At 37.4% G+C, this 18,738-nt stretch carries 15 protein-coding genes and 1 riboswitch; of the genes, 10 read left to right on the plus strand and 5 right to left on the minus strand.

Annotated elements, in window-relative coordinates; translation table 11 throughout:
• The first annotated feature begins 227 nt into the window (after positions 1-227).
• Complete coding sequence (locus EM4838_RS02315) at positions 228-854, plus strand: hypothetical protein (RefSeq protein ID WP_019722490.1); 627 nt, start codon at positions 228-230, stop codon at positions 852-854.
• A gap of 93 nt (positions 855-947) precedes the next feature.
• Here EM4838_RS02315 and EM4838_RS02320 read toward each other — a convergent pair whose 3' ends face one another.
• Complete coding sequence (locus EM4838_RS02320; RefSeq protein ID WP_010736134.1) at positions 948-2,057, minus strand: ABC transporter ATP-binding protein; 1,110 nt, start codon at positions 2,055-2,057, stop codon at positions 948-950.
• A 567-nt stretch (positions 2,058-2,624) separates the two neighbouring features.
• On the opposite strand from EM4838_RS02320, the gene EM4838_RS02330 reads away from it, so the two are divergent.
• From EM4838_RS02330 to EM4838_RS02345, 4 genes are all read left to right on the plus strand, one after another.
• Positions 2,625-2,858: an AbrB/MazE/SpoVT family DNA-binding domain-containing protein gene (locus EM4838_RS02330; protein WP_066026200.1), complete on the plus strand. Its 234-nt coding sequence runs from the start codon at positions 2,625-2,627 to the stop codon at positions 2,856-2,858.
• Positions 2,859-3,185 (plus strand): type II toxin-antitoxin system PemK/MazF family toxin, encoded by a 327-nt coding sequence (locus tag EM4838_RS02335; RefSeq protein ID WP_071866634.1) that lies wholly within the window; start codon positions 2,859-2,861, stop codon positions 3,183-3,185.
• A gap of 63 nt (positions 3,186-3,248) precedes the next feature.
• A complete protein-coding gene (gene mgsA / locus EM4838_RS02340; protein ID WP_071866633.1) occupies positions 3,249-3,680 on the plus strand; it encodes a methylglyoxal synthase in 432 nt (143 codons plus the stop codon).
• Between the two features lie 153 nt (positions 3,681-3,833).
• Positions 3,834-3,931, plus strand: a riboswitch (THF riboswitch).
• 36 nt (positions 3,932-3,967) lie between these two features.
• Positions 3,968-4,501: a folate family ECF transporter S component gene (locus EM4838_RS02345; protein WP_071866632.1), complete on the plus strand. Its 534-nt coding sequence runs from the start codon at positions 3,968-3,970 to the stop codon at positions 4,499-4,501.
• Positions 4,502-4,578: 77 nt separating this feature from the next.
• Here EM4838_RS02345 and EM4838_RS02350 read toward each other — a convergent pair whose 3' ends face one another.
• The 4 genes from EM4838_RS02350 to EM4838_RS02365 all read right to left on the minus strand — a co-directional run bounded on the left by EM4838_RS02350 (position 4,579) and on the right by EM4838_RS02365 (position 10,426).
• A complete protein-coding gene (locus EM4838_RS02350; RefSeq protein WP_071866631.1) occupies positions 4,579-6,354 on the minus strand; it encodes an ABC transporter ATP-binding protein in 1,776 nt (591 codons plus the stop codon).
• Between the two features lies 1 nt (position 6,355).
• Positions 6,356-8,071, minus strand: coding sequence for an ABC transporter ATP-binding protein (locus tag EM4838_RS02355; protein WP_071866630.1), 1,716 nt, complete (start codon positions 8,069-8,071; stop codon positions 6,356-6,358).
• 398 nt (positions 8,072-8,469) lie between these two features.
• Positions 8,470-9,111 carry a lytic polysaccharide monooxygenase auxiliary activity family 9 protein gene (locus EM4838_RS02360; protein WP_071866629.1) on the minus strand — a complete coding sequence of 214 codons (642 nt, stop codon included), beginning with the start codon at positions 9,109-9,111 and terminating at the stop codon, positions 8,470-8,472.
• 373 nt (positions 9,112-9,484) lie between these two features.
• A complete protein-coding gene (locus EM4838_RS02365; protein WP_071866628.1) occupies positions 9,485-10,426 on the minus strand; it encodes a helix-turn-helix domain-containing protein in 942 nt (313 codons plus the stop codon).
• A 211-nt stretch (positions 10,427-10,637) separates the two neighbouring features.
• Here EM4838_RS02365 and EM4838_RS02370 point away from each other — a divergent pair, with 211 nt between their 5' ends.
• From EM4838_RS02370 to EM4838_RS02390, 5 genes are all read left to right on the plus strand, one after another.
• Entirely contained in the window at positions 10,638-12,374 is a 1,737-nt protein-coding gene (locus EM4838_RS02370; RefSeq protein WP_071866627.1) for a fibronectin type III domain-containing protein, read from the plus strand.
• A 568-nt stretch (positions 12,375-12,942) separates the two neighbouring features.
• Positions 12,943-14,982, plus strand: a complete 2,040-nt coding sequence (locus tag EM4838_RS02375; RefSeq protein WP_071866626.1) for a pectate lyase-like adhesive domain-containing protein — start codon at positions 12,943-12,945, stop codon at positions 14,980-14,982.
• Positions 14,983-15,244: 262 nt separating this feature from the next.
• On the plus strand, positions 15,245-15,874 hold the full coding sequence (locus tag EM4838_RS02380; protein WP_071866625.1) for a WxL domain-containing protein: 630 nt from the start codon (positions 15,245-15,247) through the stop codon (positions 15,872-15,874).
• Positions 15,875-15,904: 30 nt separating this feature from the next.
• On the plus strand, positions 15,905-16,954 hold the full coding sequence (locus tag EM4838_RS02385) for a WxLIP family cell surface protein (RefSeq protein ID WP_071866624.1): 1,050 nt from the start codon (positions 15,905-15,907) through the stop codon (positions 16,952-16,954).
• Positions 16,955-17,117: 163 nt separating this feature from the next.
• The gene (locus tag EM4838_RS02390; protein ID WP_071866623.1) at positions 17,118-18,596 is read left to right on the plus strand and encodes a helix-turn-helix domain-containing protein; all 1,479 of its coding nucleotides are present in this window, start codon (positions 17,118-17,120) and stop codon (positions 18,594-18,596) included.
• The last annotated feature ends 142 nt before the right edge of the window (positions 18,597-18,738 follow it).

Genomic DNA, 18,738 nt, shown 5'->3' on the forward strand with positions numbered 1-18,738 from the left:
GTCTTTTCGCTCTAAGCATGAAGGCATCACTTGAGAAAACCATTTTGGGTATTCTTCAAGTGGTGCCTGACTATTTTAGGACATATGGTCCAAGATCAAATTATTCGATTTTAGAGAGGGTGGCATTTCAGATGTCCTGTTTCTCTTTATGTGTCTTGACACATTAGAAAGTTAGCGGTACAATAGGTCAAAATAAATGTGTCAAGACACATCAAGGGAGTAAAAAAATGAAAACAAATTCTGTAAGAAAATTGACAATTTCCGCTTTATTGATCGGGATGGGCGTTCTTATTCCGATGATCATGCCTAAGATCGTAATTCCGCCTGCTTCATTTACACTAGCTTCACATGTGCCATTATTTATCGCAATGTTTTTTTCACCCGGTGTAGCTGTTGCAGTGGCGCTAGGTACAACATTTGGTTTCTTCTTGACGACACCTGTGATTATTGCGCTTCGTGCATTGTCTCATTTGGTATTTGCTCTAATCGGTGCATGGTATTTACAAAAAAAACCAGGGATCGTCTTAAAAGACGGGCAATTCACATTAATGAACTGGCGTTTTCAAGGGTTTAACTTATTGATCGGCGTGATCCACTCGATCATCGAAATGCTAGTGGTGAGTGTATTCTTCTTCATTGGGAATATGCCGGAAACATACTATGCAGAAGGCTACTTCTATACCGTATTCATCTTGATGGGGATCGGTGGCTTGATCCATAGTTTGGTGGATTACAATATCGCTTACTTCATTGCCGGAACATTGAGTAAATTCTTTGATGTGCCAGTTTTCACTGCTGCCAAGAAACAGCAAAAGAAAGAGATCGTACAAGGAACGATTAAAAAAGTCGTTTAGCAATGCCACAGATAAAGACTGAAAAATAACCAAAAAAAGACCCAAGATCGAACGATCGATGGGTCTTTTTTTGGTTATCAAGTTCTGTTTCGTTTATGGGATCGTGATGACATCTTCTGTATCTTTATCAAAGAAATGGCCTTTGTTGATATTGAAGGCAAGGTCGATCATTTCTCCTGGTTTATGGAAGTCACGCGCGTCAACTTTTGAAATGAACTCAGTTGTTCCAGTGCGAGTATAAAGCATGGTTTCTGCACCAAGTAATTCAGATACAACGACTTCTGAATTGACAACAGTTTCTGGTGAGGCATCCAAGACAACTTGTTCACTATGGATATCTTCTGGACGGATACCAAAGACAAGTTCTTTGCCTTCATAACCTTTTTCAACTAGCACTTTATTTTTACCTTCAGGGATTCTCAATTTTAGTCCATGACCATCTGAGATAACGCCTTGGCTTAATTTTACATTGAAAAAGTTCATGGCAGGTGAACCAATGAAACCAGCAACGAACATGTTGACTGGTGTGTCATAAACTTCTTTCGGTGAACCGATTTGTTGGATAAATCCATCTTTCATGATGACGATGCGGTCTGCCATCGTCATCGCTTCTGTTTGGTCATGGGTAACGTAAATGGTTGTTGTTTCTAAGCGTTGATGCAACTTCGCGATTTCGGCACGCATGGCTACACGTAGTTTGGCATCCAAGTTTGACAATGGCTCATCCATTAAGAAGACTTTCGCATCACGTACGATGGCACGACCTAAAGCGACACGCTGACGTTGACCTCCTGAAAGAGCAGCAGGTTTACGTTTTAAGTATTCAGTCAAACCAAGGATCTCCGCAGCATTTTCCACACGTTGTTGGATGTCTGCTTTATCGTATTTACGCAATTTCAAACCAAACGCCATATTGTCAAATACCGTCATGTGAGGGTATAAGGCATAGTTTTGGAATACCATCGCGATATCACGGTCTTTAGGAGCAACATCGTTCATTACTTTACCGCCGATATTCAATTCTCCTTCGGAAATATCTTCAAGACCAGCGATCATTCGTAGAGTTGTTGATTTCCCACAACCGGAAGGACCAACGAATACGATAAATTCGCGATCTTTGATTGCCAAGTTAAAGTCAGTAACAGAATAGTTTTCTGCATTGTCATATTTCTTGTATACATTTTTCAGAGCCATTTCTACCATCGTACAAACCACGCTTTCTTTTTTCTTTTATTTGATGTGTTTAGTATAGTTGAAAGCGCTATCTATATTCAATGTCACAATGAACAAGAATTCGTGGCATCTTTCGTCAATGTGTACAAAATAATTGGAAAGTGCGTGGAAAGTGAGACAAAAATAAAATTCATTTTTGTTTCTATCCTTAAAAGCGAATAAACGGTGTTCCAGAAGTAACTCCTTCGGAAATAAGCCGAGAAACCCAAAAATTTGAAAAACAATTTTCGGGTTTCTCGGCTTATTTCTCGGAGCTGAACACTTCTGAAACAACCTCATCACCTACAAAATAGAATAAATGATGTTCATGAAGCAGATCCTTCAATAATGAGAGCAAACTCCAGCAATATGGCAATTTATTTTTTTGTTTTTACTGCTCGAGTTATCAAAGATTTACCGTGTATTCACTATCTTAGAGCGTATAATACTTTGTAGATATTAAGAGATATAAAAAAGGAGGCAACCAAGAAAACAAAATTTGATTTTCATGTTAAATTAAGTTAAACTCAATTTAACATAAGCTGGGAGATGATAATAATGGAAACGACTATTAGAAAGATTGGAAATTCTGTAGGAGCGATTTTTCCCAAAGATATTTCTCCAGAAGTTGGAAAAATATATACGATTATTAAAATAGGTGAAACATATGTATTAAAGCCCAAAAAAGAAGATATTTTCAAGACTCCAGAGGCATGGGCAGGCTTTAGAGATTCAATCACCCAAGAAGATAAAGAGTGGGATGAGATGAACCTTGAGGGGGAGGAACTATAAATGGATTATCCAAAGCAAAAAGATATTGTATGGCTGGATTTTGATCCAGCTAGAGGAAAGGAAATAAAGAAGCGAAGACCAGGTTTGGTAGTAAGTAAGAATAACTTCAACCAATACACTGGTTTTTGTTTGATTTGCCCAATCACATCAACTGAAAGAAAATTTGATACATATATTAAGATCAAAGAACCACAAATCATTTCTGGACAAGTTGTTACACATCAGTTGCGTTCAATTGACTACACCGCTAGAAACATAATAAAAATTGAACAATGTGATATTCTAACATGGGTGGATGTACTAGAAGTCCTTGATATGTTTGTATAGGGAGTTGTAAAATATCAAACCACAAAGAAATTTGTTACACTGGTAAAAAAGGAGCGATGACAGATGAAAATAGCATTGATTGCACATGATCGTAAAAAAGAGTTGATGATCAAATTTACAACAGCTTATAAAATCATACTTGAACAACATGAACTATTCGCGACAGGGACAACTGGTCAGCGGATTGCAGAAGCCACAGGATTATCGGTCCATCGGTTCAATTCAGGACCTTTAGGCGGCGACCAACAAATTGGCGCGATGATCTCAGAAGATGAATTGGATCTAGTGATTTTCCTTCGTGATCCTTTAGCAGCTCAACCTCATGAACCTGATGTCACTGCGTTGATCCGCTTGGCTGATGTGTATGATATTCCTTTAGCAACAAATATTGGGACAGCAGAAGTTTTGTTACGTGGGCTTGAAGCCGGATTTTTGGAATTTCGACAAGTCATTCATGAAGAAGGAAGTAAGATCCCTTTTCCTAATAAGATCTAAAATTCGGGTTTTATGAAGATAGAGACAGTTGATCAAGGCGAATGTCTGTTACATCACGAACTAAGCAATCGTTTTCGCGTAGAATATTAGCTTTTTTATTTACAGTTCTTCCTTTTCTATGCTATAGTTTGTCTGGGATAAGTTCCCACTATTAACAGAGTAGAAAATAAAGCGTTAAGTGCTTAGAGGATGGGATGTTGCCTCTAGGACGAAGGACGTAAGTTCGCGGTTTTATTTTCGCATTCGCTGCATGAAACATGTAGCAGCTCTTAAAGGAGATGCTAGAAATGAAGAAAAATCGTTTAGATGCTCGTATGATTACGATCATGGGACTGCTGATCGCATTGATGGTCACGTTGTCTCGCTTAGTTTCATTTGAAACACCATTACTCAAAATCAGTGTAACGTTCATTCCCCAAGTAATTATGGGTATTTTATTTGGCCCATTTTGGACAGGGATCGGTTCTGTGTTAGCTGATATTGTGGGTATGGCATTATTTCCTAAATCTGTCTTTTTCATCGGCTTCACGTTGAATGCTTTTATTGAAGGAGCGATTTATGGGTTCTTTTTCTATCGCAAAGAGATCACTTGGAAAAATGCAATCTTAGCCACGCTCAGTGTGACAGTGTTCGTTAGCTTGATTCTGACACCATTATGGTTGGTCATCATGTATCAAGTACCGATGAACTGGGTATTCTGGGGACCACGTTTATTAAAAGCCATTATCTGGTTGCCGATCCAATCGACGATGATCTACGTGATTGGGCGCGCCATGCCATATAAAAGAATTTTGCGGAGTTTAACGACGCATACAAAATAAAAAACAAGCAGTCTTCCCATCCCAGAAGACTGCTTGTTTTTTGCATAGATCAGAAAAATCATCTGATTCGATGTTCACTATTTTTCAACCGATCCAGTAAATTGCGCTTGATAAAGTTGACGATAGTTACCATCTTCGATTTTCAATAATTCATCATGTGTCCCCATTTCAACGATTGCCCCTTGATCCATAACGAGGATCTGATCGGCATTTTTGATCGTGGACAAGCGATGGGCAATCACAAAACTAGTTTTTCCTTCCATCATTTTTAGGAAGGCATTTTGGATTTTCTTTTCTGTCAATGTATCCACTGAACTTGTTGCTTCATCAAGTATCAACATAGGTGGATTACTGATCATCGTACGAGCAATCGTCAGTAATTGACGTTGCCCATCGGAGATTTTTAATCCCTGTCCACCAATGCGTGTATCTAGTTTTTGTGGCAAGCGTTGGACAAATTCATACATATAGGCTGATTTTAGGGCCTCATTGATTTCTTCATCACTGGCGTCTGGTTTTCCGTAACGTAAATTTTCTCGTAACGTACTGTCGAATAACCACGTATCTTGTAAAACCATGCCAAAGCTCTTGCGTAGGGAATCACGGGCGATTTGGGTAATATCATAATCGTCGATCGTGATCGTCCCGGAATTGACATCATAAAAACGCATCAATAGATTCACTAATGTGGATTTACCAGCTCCCGTTTTACCAACGATTGCCACTGTTTGACCTGGCTTGGCAACAAAGCTGAAATTCTCGATCAACCGTTGTTGTGGTTCATAAGAGAAAGAAACATGTTTGAAAGCGACCTCGCCTTTGATCGTTTGAGGATCAAGTTGATACGCAAAAGGTTCATCTGGCGTTTCTTCCGGTTGATCGATCAATTCAAATGCTCGTTCTAAACCAGAAAATGCGGTTTGGATCTGTGTCGTGATCCCTGATAATTCAATAAAAGGTTTCGAAAACTGACTTGAATAGATCGTAAAACTTGAAATGATCCCGACAGTAATCGTTGAATCACTTCGTAAGGCAAGTAAACCACCAATCAAACCAATGGAGAGATAGGCTAAGTGATCGACAAAACGAGAAGATGGGTTCGTTAATGAAGAAGAGAATTGCGCGCGCTGCCCTTTCTCATATAAATCAGCATTCAAGGCACTGAATTGCTGTTGATTGACTTCTTCTTGTTGGAACGCTTTGATGATTTTTTGATTACCGATACGTTCTGTAACAAAACCTGAAATATTCCCAATGATTTTTTGCTGGTTATCAAAATCATTTTGAGAAGCGCGTGCCACTAACCAGCTGACTAAGAAAATGATTGGTGTCGAACAAATGACGACAAGTGTCAATAATGGACTCAAGCTGAGCATGAAGATCAGTGAGAGGATAATGATCGCCACTCCAGAAAATAATTGATTGAACGCCGCTGATATCGCAATGGAGATATTGTCCATATCATTTGTGAAACGGCTGACGATATTCCCGTGTGAATTTTGATCATAGTATCTTAACGGTAAAAGATTTAAACGAGCAAAAGCATCTTTTCGTAGATTAGCAACAGAGAGGTAAGCCAATCGGTTACTTAATACTTGGATCAACCATTGACTGATGACATTAAGTAAAACGATCCCGCCAAACATCACCAGAAGTTGGACTAATCGAGTAAAGTTGACTTGCCCCACACCAACCATTTGATCGATACTTTGACCGATCTGTAAGGTCATCACGACGGTAGCAACACCATTGACGATTCCCAACAAGACAGCTAACCAAATTTCACGTGGATGGGCCGTCAGATAAGGAACAAAACGTTTGAGCGTTTGCCACGATAGTTTTTTTGTTTTCATTTTATTCCTCCTCCTGTGATGCCACGATTTCACGATACTCAGAAGATTGACTAAGCAATGTATCATGTGTACCCTGGGCCACGATTTTTCCTTGATCCATGACGAGGATATGCTCTGCTTGTTGAATCGAACGGATGCGTTGAGAAATAATGATGACCGTTGTATTAAGGGAAGTTTGTAGTGCTTGGCGCAAGTTTAGATCCGTTTGATAATCAAGGGCACTCAAGGAGTCATCTAAGATCAATAAGGCAGGTTTGGCGATCAATGCACGAGCAATCGTCAACCGTTGTTTTTGACCTCCGGAAAAGTTTTTCCCGTTCTCCATGACTCTTGTATCTAATCCTTTGGGTAATTGGCGAACAAAATCTTCCGCTTGGGCAATTGCCAAAGCTTCCCAACACTCTGCGTCTGTCGCGTCAGGTTTTCCCCACTGAAGATTTTCCCGAATGGTACCGGTGAATAAGACAGCCGTTTGTGGTACTTGCGAAATCTGACTTCGTAATGTATCTAATGACCAGTCACGAACATCTTGTTCGTCAAATAACACAGAGCCTTCACTAACATCATAAAAACGTGGGATCAATTGTGTCAATGTCGTCTTCCCACTTCCGGTCGGACCAATGATCCCTAAGACAGTTTGGCGTTTCAAAGTGAAATTGATTCCTTGTAATGACAGACCAGATTCTGGCGTATAACGAAAATCTACGTCTTTAAATTGTAGAATTGTTTCAGAATCCATGACTGGTTCACTAGGAGTCTCAGCATCTGTAATGGTATTTTCGGTATCTAAGACTTCTTTGACCCGCTGAGCAGAAGCTTCTGCACGAGTAAAGATCACGACAAGATTGGAAACAACGATCAAGGCTAATAACATTTGGTTCATGTAATTGATCAATGCTAAAACTTGTCCTTGTTGTAAGGAACCGATATTTACCTTGACCCCGCCAACAGTCAATAGACAAATGATCCCGACATTCATGATCAATGTCGTTGCCGGAGAGAGCAAAGCGGAGATATTGGAAACACGTAAATAATTTTTTGCTAAGACATCCGTGTTTTCATCAAACGTTTCGATTTCTTTATTAGTACGTGAAAATGCTCGGATCACACGAACCCCGCTTAAATTTTGGCTAACAGTCTCATTTAGACCATCCAACTTTTCTTGGACTTTTTGATAGAGGGGGATCGTCTTACGGATAATAAAGTATAAAATGATTGAAAAAATTGGTAATAAAGCTAAGAAGAATAGCCCGACTTGCCAGTCGATCACAAAAGCCATCACTACTGATCCAATACTTAAAAAAGGTGCTCGGATCAATAAACGGATAACCATTGCGAGTGCAAGTTGTAGCTGATTGATATCATTGGTCATGCGCGTGATCAATGTATCCGTCCCAAAATGATTTAATTCACTATGGGAGAAAGAGTTGATTTTTTTGATGAGTTGGTTTCTAAGTTCTGTTCCAAACCCTTGAGAGGCAATGGATGAATAATATTGACAAATAATGGCACAGATCAATCCAATCACCGACATGACGATCATCCAGATACCCATGTTGATGATCACTTCACGATTGTTCATTTTTAGCCCATTATCGATCAGCGAAGCCATCAATAAAGGTAAAATCAATTCAAAGACTGCTTCTAAAAATTTAAATACAGGACCTAGGATGATTTGTTTTCGATAGTCTTTCGCATAGCGCAATAACTGAATCATAAAATTTCCTCCTAAAAACAAGTTACCCAATATTGTTCGCACGTCTATCGGCAAAAAACCGATTTATGATAAATAGATATCCTTAAAGCAACAAAAATATCTTGCAGCGAGAAATCTAACGATGATATAACTAGGTACTCTCATATTGTAGCTTATGAAATTTAGAATGAAAAGAGAACAAGCCTTTTCATAATCCGCACATTTTAGTAAAACTTAAGAAAATACACAATAGTGCGTAGTACATTGCCGCTCTTGCACCTTCTAAAATCGCATAAATCGCAAAAAAAAAACTACAAAAAAGCACCATCCACAAAAAATTGATGAACAACTCTCGTGGATGGTGCTTTTTTTTCGAGGCTAAACATTTCTGCCTCGCGACTTGCGGTCATTAATATTTTTTATTTTTGTAAGTAAGCTAAAACTGTTTCGCCTTTGACATCGACATCGATGACATTATAGAACCCATTTTTAGTATCAGCGACATCCCAAACAGCTAAGATTACATGATAGCCTAAACGGTCATTGGGAATGTTGATCGAATGTGTTGGATTAGTAGAAGCTAGTTGTCCATCATTGCCTACTTCACCAATGAATTCCAAGTCGTCTCTTGTCAACGCATCATTTTGATCCCAACCGGCTTTTGTCATGTAGTAATGCCATTTCGTTGTTGCATGATTGGCAGTGAATGTCCAAGTAAAATCATTTGCACCGGTTGTCAATTGTTGTTTTGTCCACAGTGAGGATGATTGTTGATCTAATAGGAAATCACCTACCGCACCATTTGCAGAAGCGATTTGTCCATCTTCAGGTCCAGCAGCTGGAAAGCCTTTTGGTGCTTCAAGGGATTGTGGCTCATTGATAACAGCTCCGTATTTTTTGAATGCAGCATTCCAGTTTGTATTTTTGTCAAGGCTCCCTTGGTATCCACGACTTGCTGGTTCAGAAACGTAACCATGAGCAGCAACATCGACAGAAGTAAGAGTGCTTGCCCCAATACCAGCTAAAATGAATCCTAAACCAATTAATGTACTTTTTTTCATGATGATTCCTCCAATAATTTTTCTTTATGTAACTTACAATCGGTATCATAACTGACATATTATTAAGGTGAAAATTATGTATGTTATTGCAACAAAAAAAAATCGTTCAGCACGAAAATGTTTTTTTTTAGGAATAGTTCTATTTAGTCGTGTTTTTGATTATAGGGAAATGGTCGCTGGTAAAAACAACTGCAACTGAAGAAATCGCTTATGCACGGGAATAGAACAAGAAACGAAAGAATTTATTGGAAGTGGTGGAGTAAATGTAGAGAACGAATCAGATAAATGAAGGAGGCAACATTACTCTTCGTTACAGGGAGATAGTTAAAAACCATGCATCTTCTCATTTGGGGATGAGGAGATACACGGTTTTTTAGGCAGTATTCGCTTGGCGTTGTGAAGAGAGGCGATCGCACGTACTTTTAACAACAACTTTTGTGTGGTGCTCATTGTGCGGTAAATCACATATCTCTGCGCACAATTTTTCTTTTAGATTGATCATATAGTCTTTACTCGTAGAAAGATCTAACCATTCAAAAAATGCAATACCCGTTTCCACTTCTTTTAAAGCTGTTTTTTGTCCATCAGCTAATTTATCTAAAGCAGTAAATACTTTGTAATGTGCAAGGTCGAGTGTTTGCTTATGTGTCGTAGCGATTTTTTTTAATTGAGCTAGAAATAATTTGCGTAATGTGATTGATTCACGGTTAAAAGAAAGACGGACACCGTTCAAAATAAAATTAGAAAGAAGCTCAGAATAATAGGTATTATCTATGTAAGCTTTCATCTTTGTGACACTGTTTTGGAACGAATAGGCAATATATTCATCATCAAAAATAAACAAACAATTTGAAAAAATAGTCAATTCAAAATGGCCCCAAGTATCAATCTTTTCAAGATACTTCTTAATGACACTGATTTCTTCTTTCATTGATGCGGTAAAAGATGTGCTATACAGATAATTTGAAATCAATTTTCTTTGGGCATAGATCAAACGATAATAAATGTTTCCTGTTTTTTCAAATTCATTAAGCAATTCTTGCTCTTGAGCAGATGTAATGGTTTTTGAAGTAATCAAATAATTCGTTAATTTTTGTTTATTTGACAATGAATTACTATTCAATAAAAATTGATATTCTTCAAGTGTGATATTCATCCGATCAAGATAATTTACTAATAGTTCAAAACCAATTTTTGTTCCGCGTGATTCGAAAGCTGCTAATGTTCCTCTTTGGGAGATACCTACAGTTAATTGTTCTTGCGTCAATCCACGATCTTTTCTTAATTTTCGAATTAGAGCAGCATGTTCTGTCATGTTCATTTCCTCCAGAAGCTGTTTTTTGTACATGGCTATAATAGCATAATGTAGTTATGTGGATGTTATGTTTTCATATATGCGCCATTTTGCTAAAAAAGTGCGATTTTTTTTGTTTGAAAATTATTTTGTTGCAATACCAGACAAAAAAAATTTTGAAGAATAAGATATGTTTTAATCTGGTCTGTAATACAAATTTAGGAGGGAAAAAATGAATAAAAAAAGTTTATTATTCTCAGTTGGTCTTTTAGGTTGTTTGATTGGAGGCGGAACAGATGTGTTTGCAGCAGACGCAGCAGATACGATGCCAGATATCTCAAATCGCCAAGTTTCAGTAGGTTATTATCATAATTGGGTGCCTGAACAAGGTGCTGGTTACCAAGGGGGCCGTCCGGCAGATACTGATTTGGCAAAAGTAAATCCTTTTTATAATGTGATTGCTGTGTCATTCATGAAAGGGGAAGGTATCCCAACATTCAAACCTTACAATATGTCTGATACTGAATTTAGACAAAAAGTAGCAACTTTGAATGCTGAAGATCGTGTGGTACTCATTTCACTTGGGGGTGCAGACTCACATATTGAATTACATAAAGGAGAAGAACAAGCCTTTGCAGATGAAATCATCCGTTTGGTTGAAGTTTATGGATTTGATGGCTTAGATATTGATTTAGAACAAACCGCAGTAGATGCAGGCGACAATAAAACAGTGATCCCAGATGCGTTGAAAATCGTCCGTGCACATTTTGAGAAAGAGCAAAAACATTTTATTATCTCCATGGCGCCAGAGTTTCCGTACTTAAGAACACAAGGTAAATATGTGCCATACATTACTGCTTTAGAACAAGAATATGATTTTATTGCACCACAGTTATACAACCAAGCAGGTGACGGTATCAGTGTTGGAACTGAATGGATCGCTCAAAACAATGACAGCAAAAAATTTGAATTCTTATATGGGATTTCAAAAGCTTTCAATGAAGGAAGCGGTGGTTTTATCCAAATTCCAGCGAATCGTTTAGCTTTAGGTATTCCAGCAAACATTGATGCAGCAGCAAATGGTTTCGTAAAAGAGCCATCGAAAGTCTATGACGTATTTGAACAAATGGAAAAAGATCAAACACCATTGAAAGGTTTGATGACTTGGAGCATCAACTGGGATGAAGGAAGAAACTCTGCTGGAGTAGAGTACAATGAATCATTTGCGAAGTCTTATCAGGATTTATTCCAAGAAAAAACACCTGATACAGAAAAACCATCACAACCAACCAATCTAGCAGGAACAGCAACACATTCAACTGTCGCACTATCTTGGACAAATTCAACAGATGATCGTGGTGTAGCAGGTTATTACATTTATCGTGATGGCGAACAAATTGGTAGAGCAACAAACAATGCTTATACAGACACAAAATTGACTGCCAGCACAGAATACACTTATACAGTGAAAGCATTCGATGCAGCTGGTAACGTTTCAGAAGAAAGTAAAGCATTAGTGATTTCTACATTAGAAGAGCCACCAGCTGACTTAGAAGCTCCATCAGTACCATTGAACATTGCGGTTTCATCAATTAGTGACAAGAGTGTCTCTTTATCATGGACACAATCAACAGACAACGTGGGTGTAGTAGGTTACTATGTTTACCGTGACGGTGAGCAAGTAGGAGAAACAGCAACAAATACATTCAGTGACGCAGGATTAACAGCTAACACAGAGTATTCTTATACAGTGAAAGCATTTGACGAAGCGGGCAACATTTCAGAAGAAAGCAAAGCATTAGTTGTGACAACGGCGGATGCACCAGCAGTAGAAGCATGGGATGCAGATACAATTTATGATCTAGGTGATATCGTGACACACAAAGGCAACACATATCGTGCAAAATGGTGGACACGAGGCAATGAGCCTGGAACTGAACAATGGGGACCTTGGGAATTGATTGGCTAAACAATCCATACCCGTCTTTATTAATGAAGCAATCGTTGATGCTGAATCAATCAACGAATAAGTGATTTGCTCAGTATTGTTAAGATTTTCGTGCATGTCTAACGAGAATCTTAGCAATTGGGCAAACGCATGATAAAAATTCAATTATTTTTTATGTTTGTATAACAGAACATGGAAAAAACATATATTATAACAACTATTATAAAAATTCCAAGTCCTCTTTTAAGAGGCCTTTTTTATTTTATCAAGTAACATGAATGAATTGAAATCATAACGTACAGATAAAATGTTTATTAAATTTTTACACTGAGAAGGGTAAATCTATGGATTTTTTTCCATAGTTTATCAAGCATAATATAGACATAGATTGGTGATTACTTGGTAAAGGAGGTTGATATATGAGAAATAAATATAAGGTAAATGGTTGTTTTCAAGCTGAGCTTTTGATGGAAAAGCCATGATCCACCTGAGCAGGGAACCATGAAAGGAAGAATGATCACCCTAATACTATCGGTGGGATCAAATTATCTAGTTGTACAAAAAAGGGATGTTTTTTAGGATGATAAAGATGAAGCTGGCAAAAAAAATAAAGGTAGTTATGTGTATAGTAAGTATCGTTTTCTTTTTTTATAAAGTAGCCATCAGTCTACCGTATCATGCGTCTGCTGATTCGGCAACTGAGAGTAGTGAAAATGCGCCGAGTGAAAGTACTACGACAAAGGAAATGGGTTCTTCAGAAGAAATAAGTGAACCATCCAATAGTACTGTGCAAAGTGATTTCCAATCCGTTTTAGCTGTCCCTACAGCAGCTTCAGGCATAGCTAGTGTGGATAACTTCAATGATTTTCGTACCGCTTTATTGGACCCCACTATTACAGACATTTATTTAACTGGAGATATCAAGTTAACGGCATCTTTTAATATCAATTCGCCAAAAAATATTTATGGCAATAACCACACGATTGATATTAATCTTCAACTGGTTGGCGTTGCATTAGCGTATACGACTTGCTCTATTTCTGATGTCACACTAATCAATCAACATCCATATTCGTTTTTCTGGTCCGAATTCTCAGGAGTCACGATCAACTATACAAATGTCACATCTTCTGGACAACAATTCATTTATCTGCCTTATGGGACAGCGAATCTGTATGAGAATATTACAGCCTCATCAGATACGCAAGAAGTGTGTGAAGTAAAAGAATTAAATATACGAAATGGAGCAAATGTAGCATTCAATAATACGAGTAACAGCTATCCAGTAGTAGGTAATAATAGCAGCACTGTCTTGAACATAGAAGATCATACCACTTTTAGCGCACAATCAAATAATCCAACAGCAACTATTGCAATCGGTCAATCTCTGTCAATCGCAGCAACCAGCAATTTTTCGATTGCTAATTCCAAAGGCTGTGCTTTAGGTTCATATTATAGCAGTGCACCATTCACGATCGCTTCAAATAGTGGGATTGGTACTTGGAAGCTAAATGGCACAGACCCACTTCCCGATATCGGCTATACCGGACCAATTACGACAAGTTTTAATTTAACTTCGATTGATATTGCTCAAAATACCTTGAATGTGACGTCCAATAATTCCATGTTTCCAAAATATTTCCAGTCTAAAAATGTAAGAAAAATAGCTAGTGGTCCATTCACGAGTAAAGCACAAGTAATTACCAAGGATATCGATCTATTATTGGGTGAAGTTTGGATACCACCATATAACTTTGTGAGTGCAACAAATGCGCTAGGACAGCCACAAACAATCAATGATGTCACGATTCAAGGCGAAGCGGATGGAGAGAAAATAGGGACCTATCAAATTACTTTTACTTGTGATGATGCGGAGTCTGTGGCGACAGTCAATGTATTTGATATTCAGCTTCATTCCTTGCCTACGATCTATGCCAAAGATACATGGAATGAATATGATGGATTAGATTGTATCATTGAATCAGATAGTAGCAGCAATTCATCTCTTTCGTTTTTCGAGACAAACGTCAGTGTCACTGCACAAAAAATCGAAGGAGCGAATATGATTGATATTGATCCACAAAAATTGACAGAAGAAGAAGGACAGTATGTTCTCACCTATACGTATAAGCATAAATCGAAAAGTATGAATGTGACGGTTGAGGAGAGCCTTTTCAATGATCAATCAATCTATCCGTCCATACTTGATTTTGGCCATGTCCCAATCCAATATACAACCAATCAATTGATTGCTACAAATGCCACAGGGAAAATCGATATCACTGACAAACGAAGTAACAATGGAGACGGCTATAAAGTAAAAGTCACTCAGGACCATGTCTTGACTGGAATAAGTAGTGGCTTTCAATTAACAGGGTCAATCATCCAATTTGAAACAGGGACAGCAACTAATAGTAGTGGGGGAGCAGTGATAAGTACTGGAAGTAATCAAACAATTGATATTCCTGTTGGGCAAGAAAAAGAAGTATTTCGAGTGGATAAAGGGAATAGTCGGGGACAGATCGTTTTGCCACTCACCGAGTTTAAGTTGGAGTTGCCAAGTGACAGTCCGAAAATAGCTGATTCTTATCAGGCAAAAATCACTTGGACACTTTCAGAAACACCCTAGCCATTAGTCTCTAACGGACGATGGATAATGATAGCATGAGGGTGTTCAATCTGAGGAGTCAGAAAACGAGAGATCAAAAAAAGAATCAGGATTAAGTTGTGCGCTCATTCATAGAACGTTGTGCCAATCGTTGATAGAGACAACTCACAATGGATCATTTCTGAAAGCGAAAAGGAACGACGTGCAGACTGATCACAATTGAAGTGGCAACAAAGTCGGCTAGCTATAAAATATTTTATACAATGAAAAGGAGCATAAGATAATGGTAATCACAAAAAAATATGTCATGGCAGGTATGAGTATCTTAGTAGGAGCAAGTTTAGGTATAACATCGGTGAGTGCCGATACAACAACTGATGGCACAGTGACTTTACAAGCACCAACTGGTGGAAATGGAGAAGATTTGAACCTAGCAACCAACAAGTTACCAACCAATCTGAATTTTGGTACTGCTAATATCAAATATGATCAATCCATCGAACAAATCGCTACAGTAGATGGTAATCAGGCATCTAACCCAACAACTACGGATATCCAAGTCACAGATAATCGTGGTGATCTAACAAAAGGTTGGAAACTAAAAGTAAAACAAATTGCCCAATTTACGTCCTCAGTCAATCAAGCTGAGTTAGCAGGGGCAGAATTATCGATCAATACAGGAAATGTGACAAACATTGGTGGTGATCTACCCACAGGCGGTGTAATCAACACCCAAGACTATGTGATTACTCCAGATGTGGATGTGGAAGTATTCAAAGCGAGTCCAGGAGAGGGATTAGGAATTTCAACATTGCCAATCAATCAATACAAATTAAGTATTCCTGCTGCAGCAAAAAAAGAAGCGGATACCTATCATGCGCAATTGACTTGGACGTTTTCTGATACATTGTAAGAACTGCCCTTGACAGAAAGGAACTGCCCAGTGAAAATCAAAAAAAATATAGCCATGTTTTTATTTTTACTTGTTTTGTCTCATCTATGTGACGTACCTGTGTTTAGTGATGAAAACTCAGCTTCTCAGAATATTCCATTTTTGGTGTCCACGCAATTGCCGGACAATCAAATAAATAAACAGGTCTCCTATTTTGATTTACAAATGGAACCAAAACAAGAACAGACGTTGCATCTTAAAATCGAAAATATCTCGGATCAGACGATCATGCTAGACACAACTTTATATCAAGGAAATACGAACAGTATCGGGGTCATTGAGTATGATAAATCGGTCAAGGGTTTAGCAAATAACGCGCAAGTCAATATAGAAGATCTAGTAAAAATATCAGAAAATAAAATCAAAATTTCTCCAAAGCAAACGCATGAATTACAAGTGAAAATCAAAATGCCTGAAAAGAATCTATCTGGGATTACCATTGGAGCGATCCGGGTAGTTCAGAATAATGAAGCAAACAAAGAAGGCAATATTCAAAATAATTTTGCGAGAGAAATCGGTTTAGTTTTGCAATCAAGTGATCCGGAGCAAATTCCATCAACATTAAAACTTTTAGATGCGCAAGCAGAACAAGTGAATACGCGAAATGTTTTTACAGAGAAAATCCAAAATCCTAAACCCAAATTAATCCGGCTAACCAACATCAAAGCAATCATTACGAAAGAAGATGATCAAGAAGTTATGTATCAAGCAAACCAGCCGGAAGGCTCGATTGCTCCAAATACGGTATTGAACTATAGGATACCACTAGACGGTAAAGCATTATTACCGGGAGTGTATGTTGCGACATTTGAAGCGGATGAAGGGGAACATCACTGGAAGTTAACAAGGAAATTCACAGTAAAAAACAACATAAGCAAAAAATTAAACCAAACAGATATATTGATAAAAAGTCAGCCTAGTTTTTTTGCAAAGTACAAATGGATGATGATAACTGGGTGTGTCTTATTAGTGATTATTCTAGGTCTGTGTATTTATATAGGTAAAATCAAAAGGAAGTTGGTTGAACAAGAGAAGAGCTAAGCTAGTTTATAATAAGTAAAAGGGGGAGAACAGAAGTGATGCCACGTTCTTCCTCTTTTTTTACAAAAAAATAAATTTTTTTAAATTTTATGAAACTTTTACTTCAACTTGATTTTTTAATGATATTATCCATTTAATTTAACAGGTGGGTGGGGGAGTAATAGTGTTTAGAAAATATTTAGAGAAAGAAATTTTTCGAAAAGTTACTATTATTAATCTATTATGGGAAAAATCAAGTTTGACTTCGCTGGAGATGTCTCAACAATTGAATGTTTCTGTTTCAACGATAAAAGGAGACATAAAAGCAATCAATCTACAATTCGATGAGACTGATCCGTTGATTGAATCAAATCCAACAGGGTATTTGATCAGAAATAAGTATAAAAGAAATAAACGAACGTATATGAAGAAAGTCTATCAATATTCACCATTTATCAAAGCGTGTATGTATTTCTTTAAAACCGATTTTTCGAATCCCCTAGGTTTTGCCAAGCAAGAATATATCTCTTCCTCCAAAGCATATCAACTAAAAAAAGAGGTGATGTCCTATGTCGCCTCTTATGGCATCGACCTCAATGATAAGAAGGTAGAAGATGAGTATCGCTTACGGTTTTTAATTGCACTTTTTCAAATGAAGAGCGGTATTCAAGTAGTTAAGGTGTCAAAAACGAGTCAGTACAAAATAAATCATTTGTTTCAACAAATTGAAAAAGAACAAAAATGTTTATTTTCAGATTTCTCAAAAGAATACGCACAGATTTTACTTCAACTGATGTTTGATCGAAAAATGAAGTTGAAAGACAATCTAGATATAAAAAAGTTAGAGATGTATAAATGCACACCTATTTATCATCAGATAGAAGATCGTCTTGTCGCCTTTTTGAAACAAATGTTTTTAAGCCCAGATGAACGAAACTTAAACTATTGTACGATCGTATTCAATTTTTTAAACCAAAATTTTTATGAAATAAATGCACATGAAAAGAATTATCAATGCTATATCGCTTTTACTAAAGAATTCCCAGAGATCAAGTATGAGTATCTGATCGACAAGATGGAACGTAATATTCCTAACTTTTCTAATAATCAACGAACCATCGAAGTACTAACTTTGATGTTTTTGCGGAAATGTCATTTTAATTTTCAACAGCTGATTCCTGAAGAACATGTTGTGGAAGGGACAGATATGGCAGAGATTCCTCAAGCTTTCTTTGAGAAAATCAAGCAGATCTTTATGGACTGGAATGATTTTTCAGGATTGAACCTAGCATTTTCAGATGATCATTTTCGGTATTTAGCAACAAAAATTTATTTTTTGACTTATCGGAGTAAAAATGAAAAAAGAGTCTTTTTACTGACAGGTGTCTGTACGGACTTCTTATGGGCACAGGAAATGTTAGAACAAGAATTTGGAAACACCCTGGACATTCAACAATTCAATCCGGAAACCATTCCCAGCAACTATAATAAACGTGATGTGATTTTATATAATATCAGCCATGAGAAACTATCCCAAATTGATTGCTTCAAAATGAGGGTATCCTTTAATTTTGATTTTTGTGAATTGTTTAACATAAGGAAAGAATTATTTGGTTACGATATCGCTATGTATAAAAAAATCATCGAGAAAGAATTACGATAAATAGAAGAGATGGGCAGAGGTAGCTGATTTTTTAGAAAAATAAATAAAAAAACGAAAATCGCTTGTTGAACGACGATTTTCGTTTTTTTATTCTTGAGGATTTTGTTTATTCTTGAAACTTGCACTTACATTGGTGGAGTAA

The organism is Enterococcus mundtii, from assembly GCF_002813755.1.
Lineage (GTDB): Bacteria > Bacillota > Bacilli > Lactobacillales > Enterococcaceae > Enterococcus_B > Enterococcus_B mundtii.

Coding starts and splice junctions, on each gene's coding strand:
- EM4838_RS02320 (WP_010736134.1), bottom strand. CDS start 2,057: ATGGTAGAAATGGCTCTGAAAAATGTATACAAGAAATATGACAATGCA.
- EM4838_RS02355 (WP_071866630.1), bottom strand. CDS start 8,071: ATGATTCAGTTATTGCGCTATGCGAAAGACTATCGAAAACAAATCATC.
- EM4838_RS02375 (WP_071866626.1), top strand. CDS start 12,943: ATGAAGCTGGCAAAAAAAATAAAGGTAGTTATGTGTATAGTAAGTATC.
- EM4838_RS02345 (WP_071866632.1), top strand. CDS start 3,968: ATGAAGAAAAATCGTTTAGATGCTCGTATGATTACGATCATGGGACTG.
- EM4838_RS02380 (WP_071866625.1), top strand. CDS start 15,245: ATGGTAATCACAAAAAAATATGTCATGGCAGGTATGAGTATCTTAGTA.
- mgsA (WP_071866633.1), top strand. CDS start 3,249: ATGAAAATAGCATTGATTGCACATGATCGTAAAAAAGAGTTGATGATC.
- EM4838_RS02360 (WP_071866629.1), bottom strand. CDS start 9,111: ATGAAAAAAAGTACATTAATTGGTTTAGGATTCATTTTAGCTGGTATT.
- EM4838_RS02335 (WP_071866634.1), top strand. CDS start 2,859: ATGGATTATCCAAAGCAAAAAGATATTGTATGGCTGGATTTTGATCCA.
- EM4838_RS02350 (WP_071866631.1), bottom strand. CDS start 6,354: ATGAAAACAAAAAAACTATCGTGGCAAACGCTCAAACGTTTTGTTCCT.
- EM4838_RS02330 (WP_066026200.1), top strand. CDS start 2,625: ATGGAAACGACTATTAGAAAGATTGGAAATTCTGTAGGAGCGATTTTT.
- EM4838_RS02365 (WP_071866628.1), bottom strand. CDS start 10,426: ATGACAGAACATGCTGCTCTAATTCGAAAATTAAGAAAAGATCGTGGA.
- EM4838_RS02370 (WP_071866627.1), top strand. CDS start 10,638: ATGAATAAAAAAAGTTTATTATTCTCAGTTGGTCTTTTAGGTTGTTTG.
- EM4838_RS02315 (WP_019722490.1), top strand. CDS start 228: ATGAAAACAAATTCTGTAAGAAAATTGACAATTTCCGCTTTATTGATC.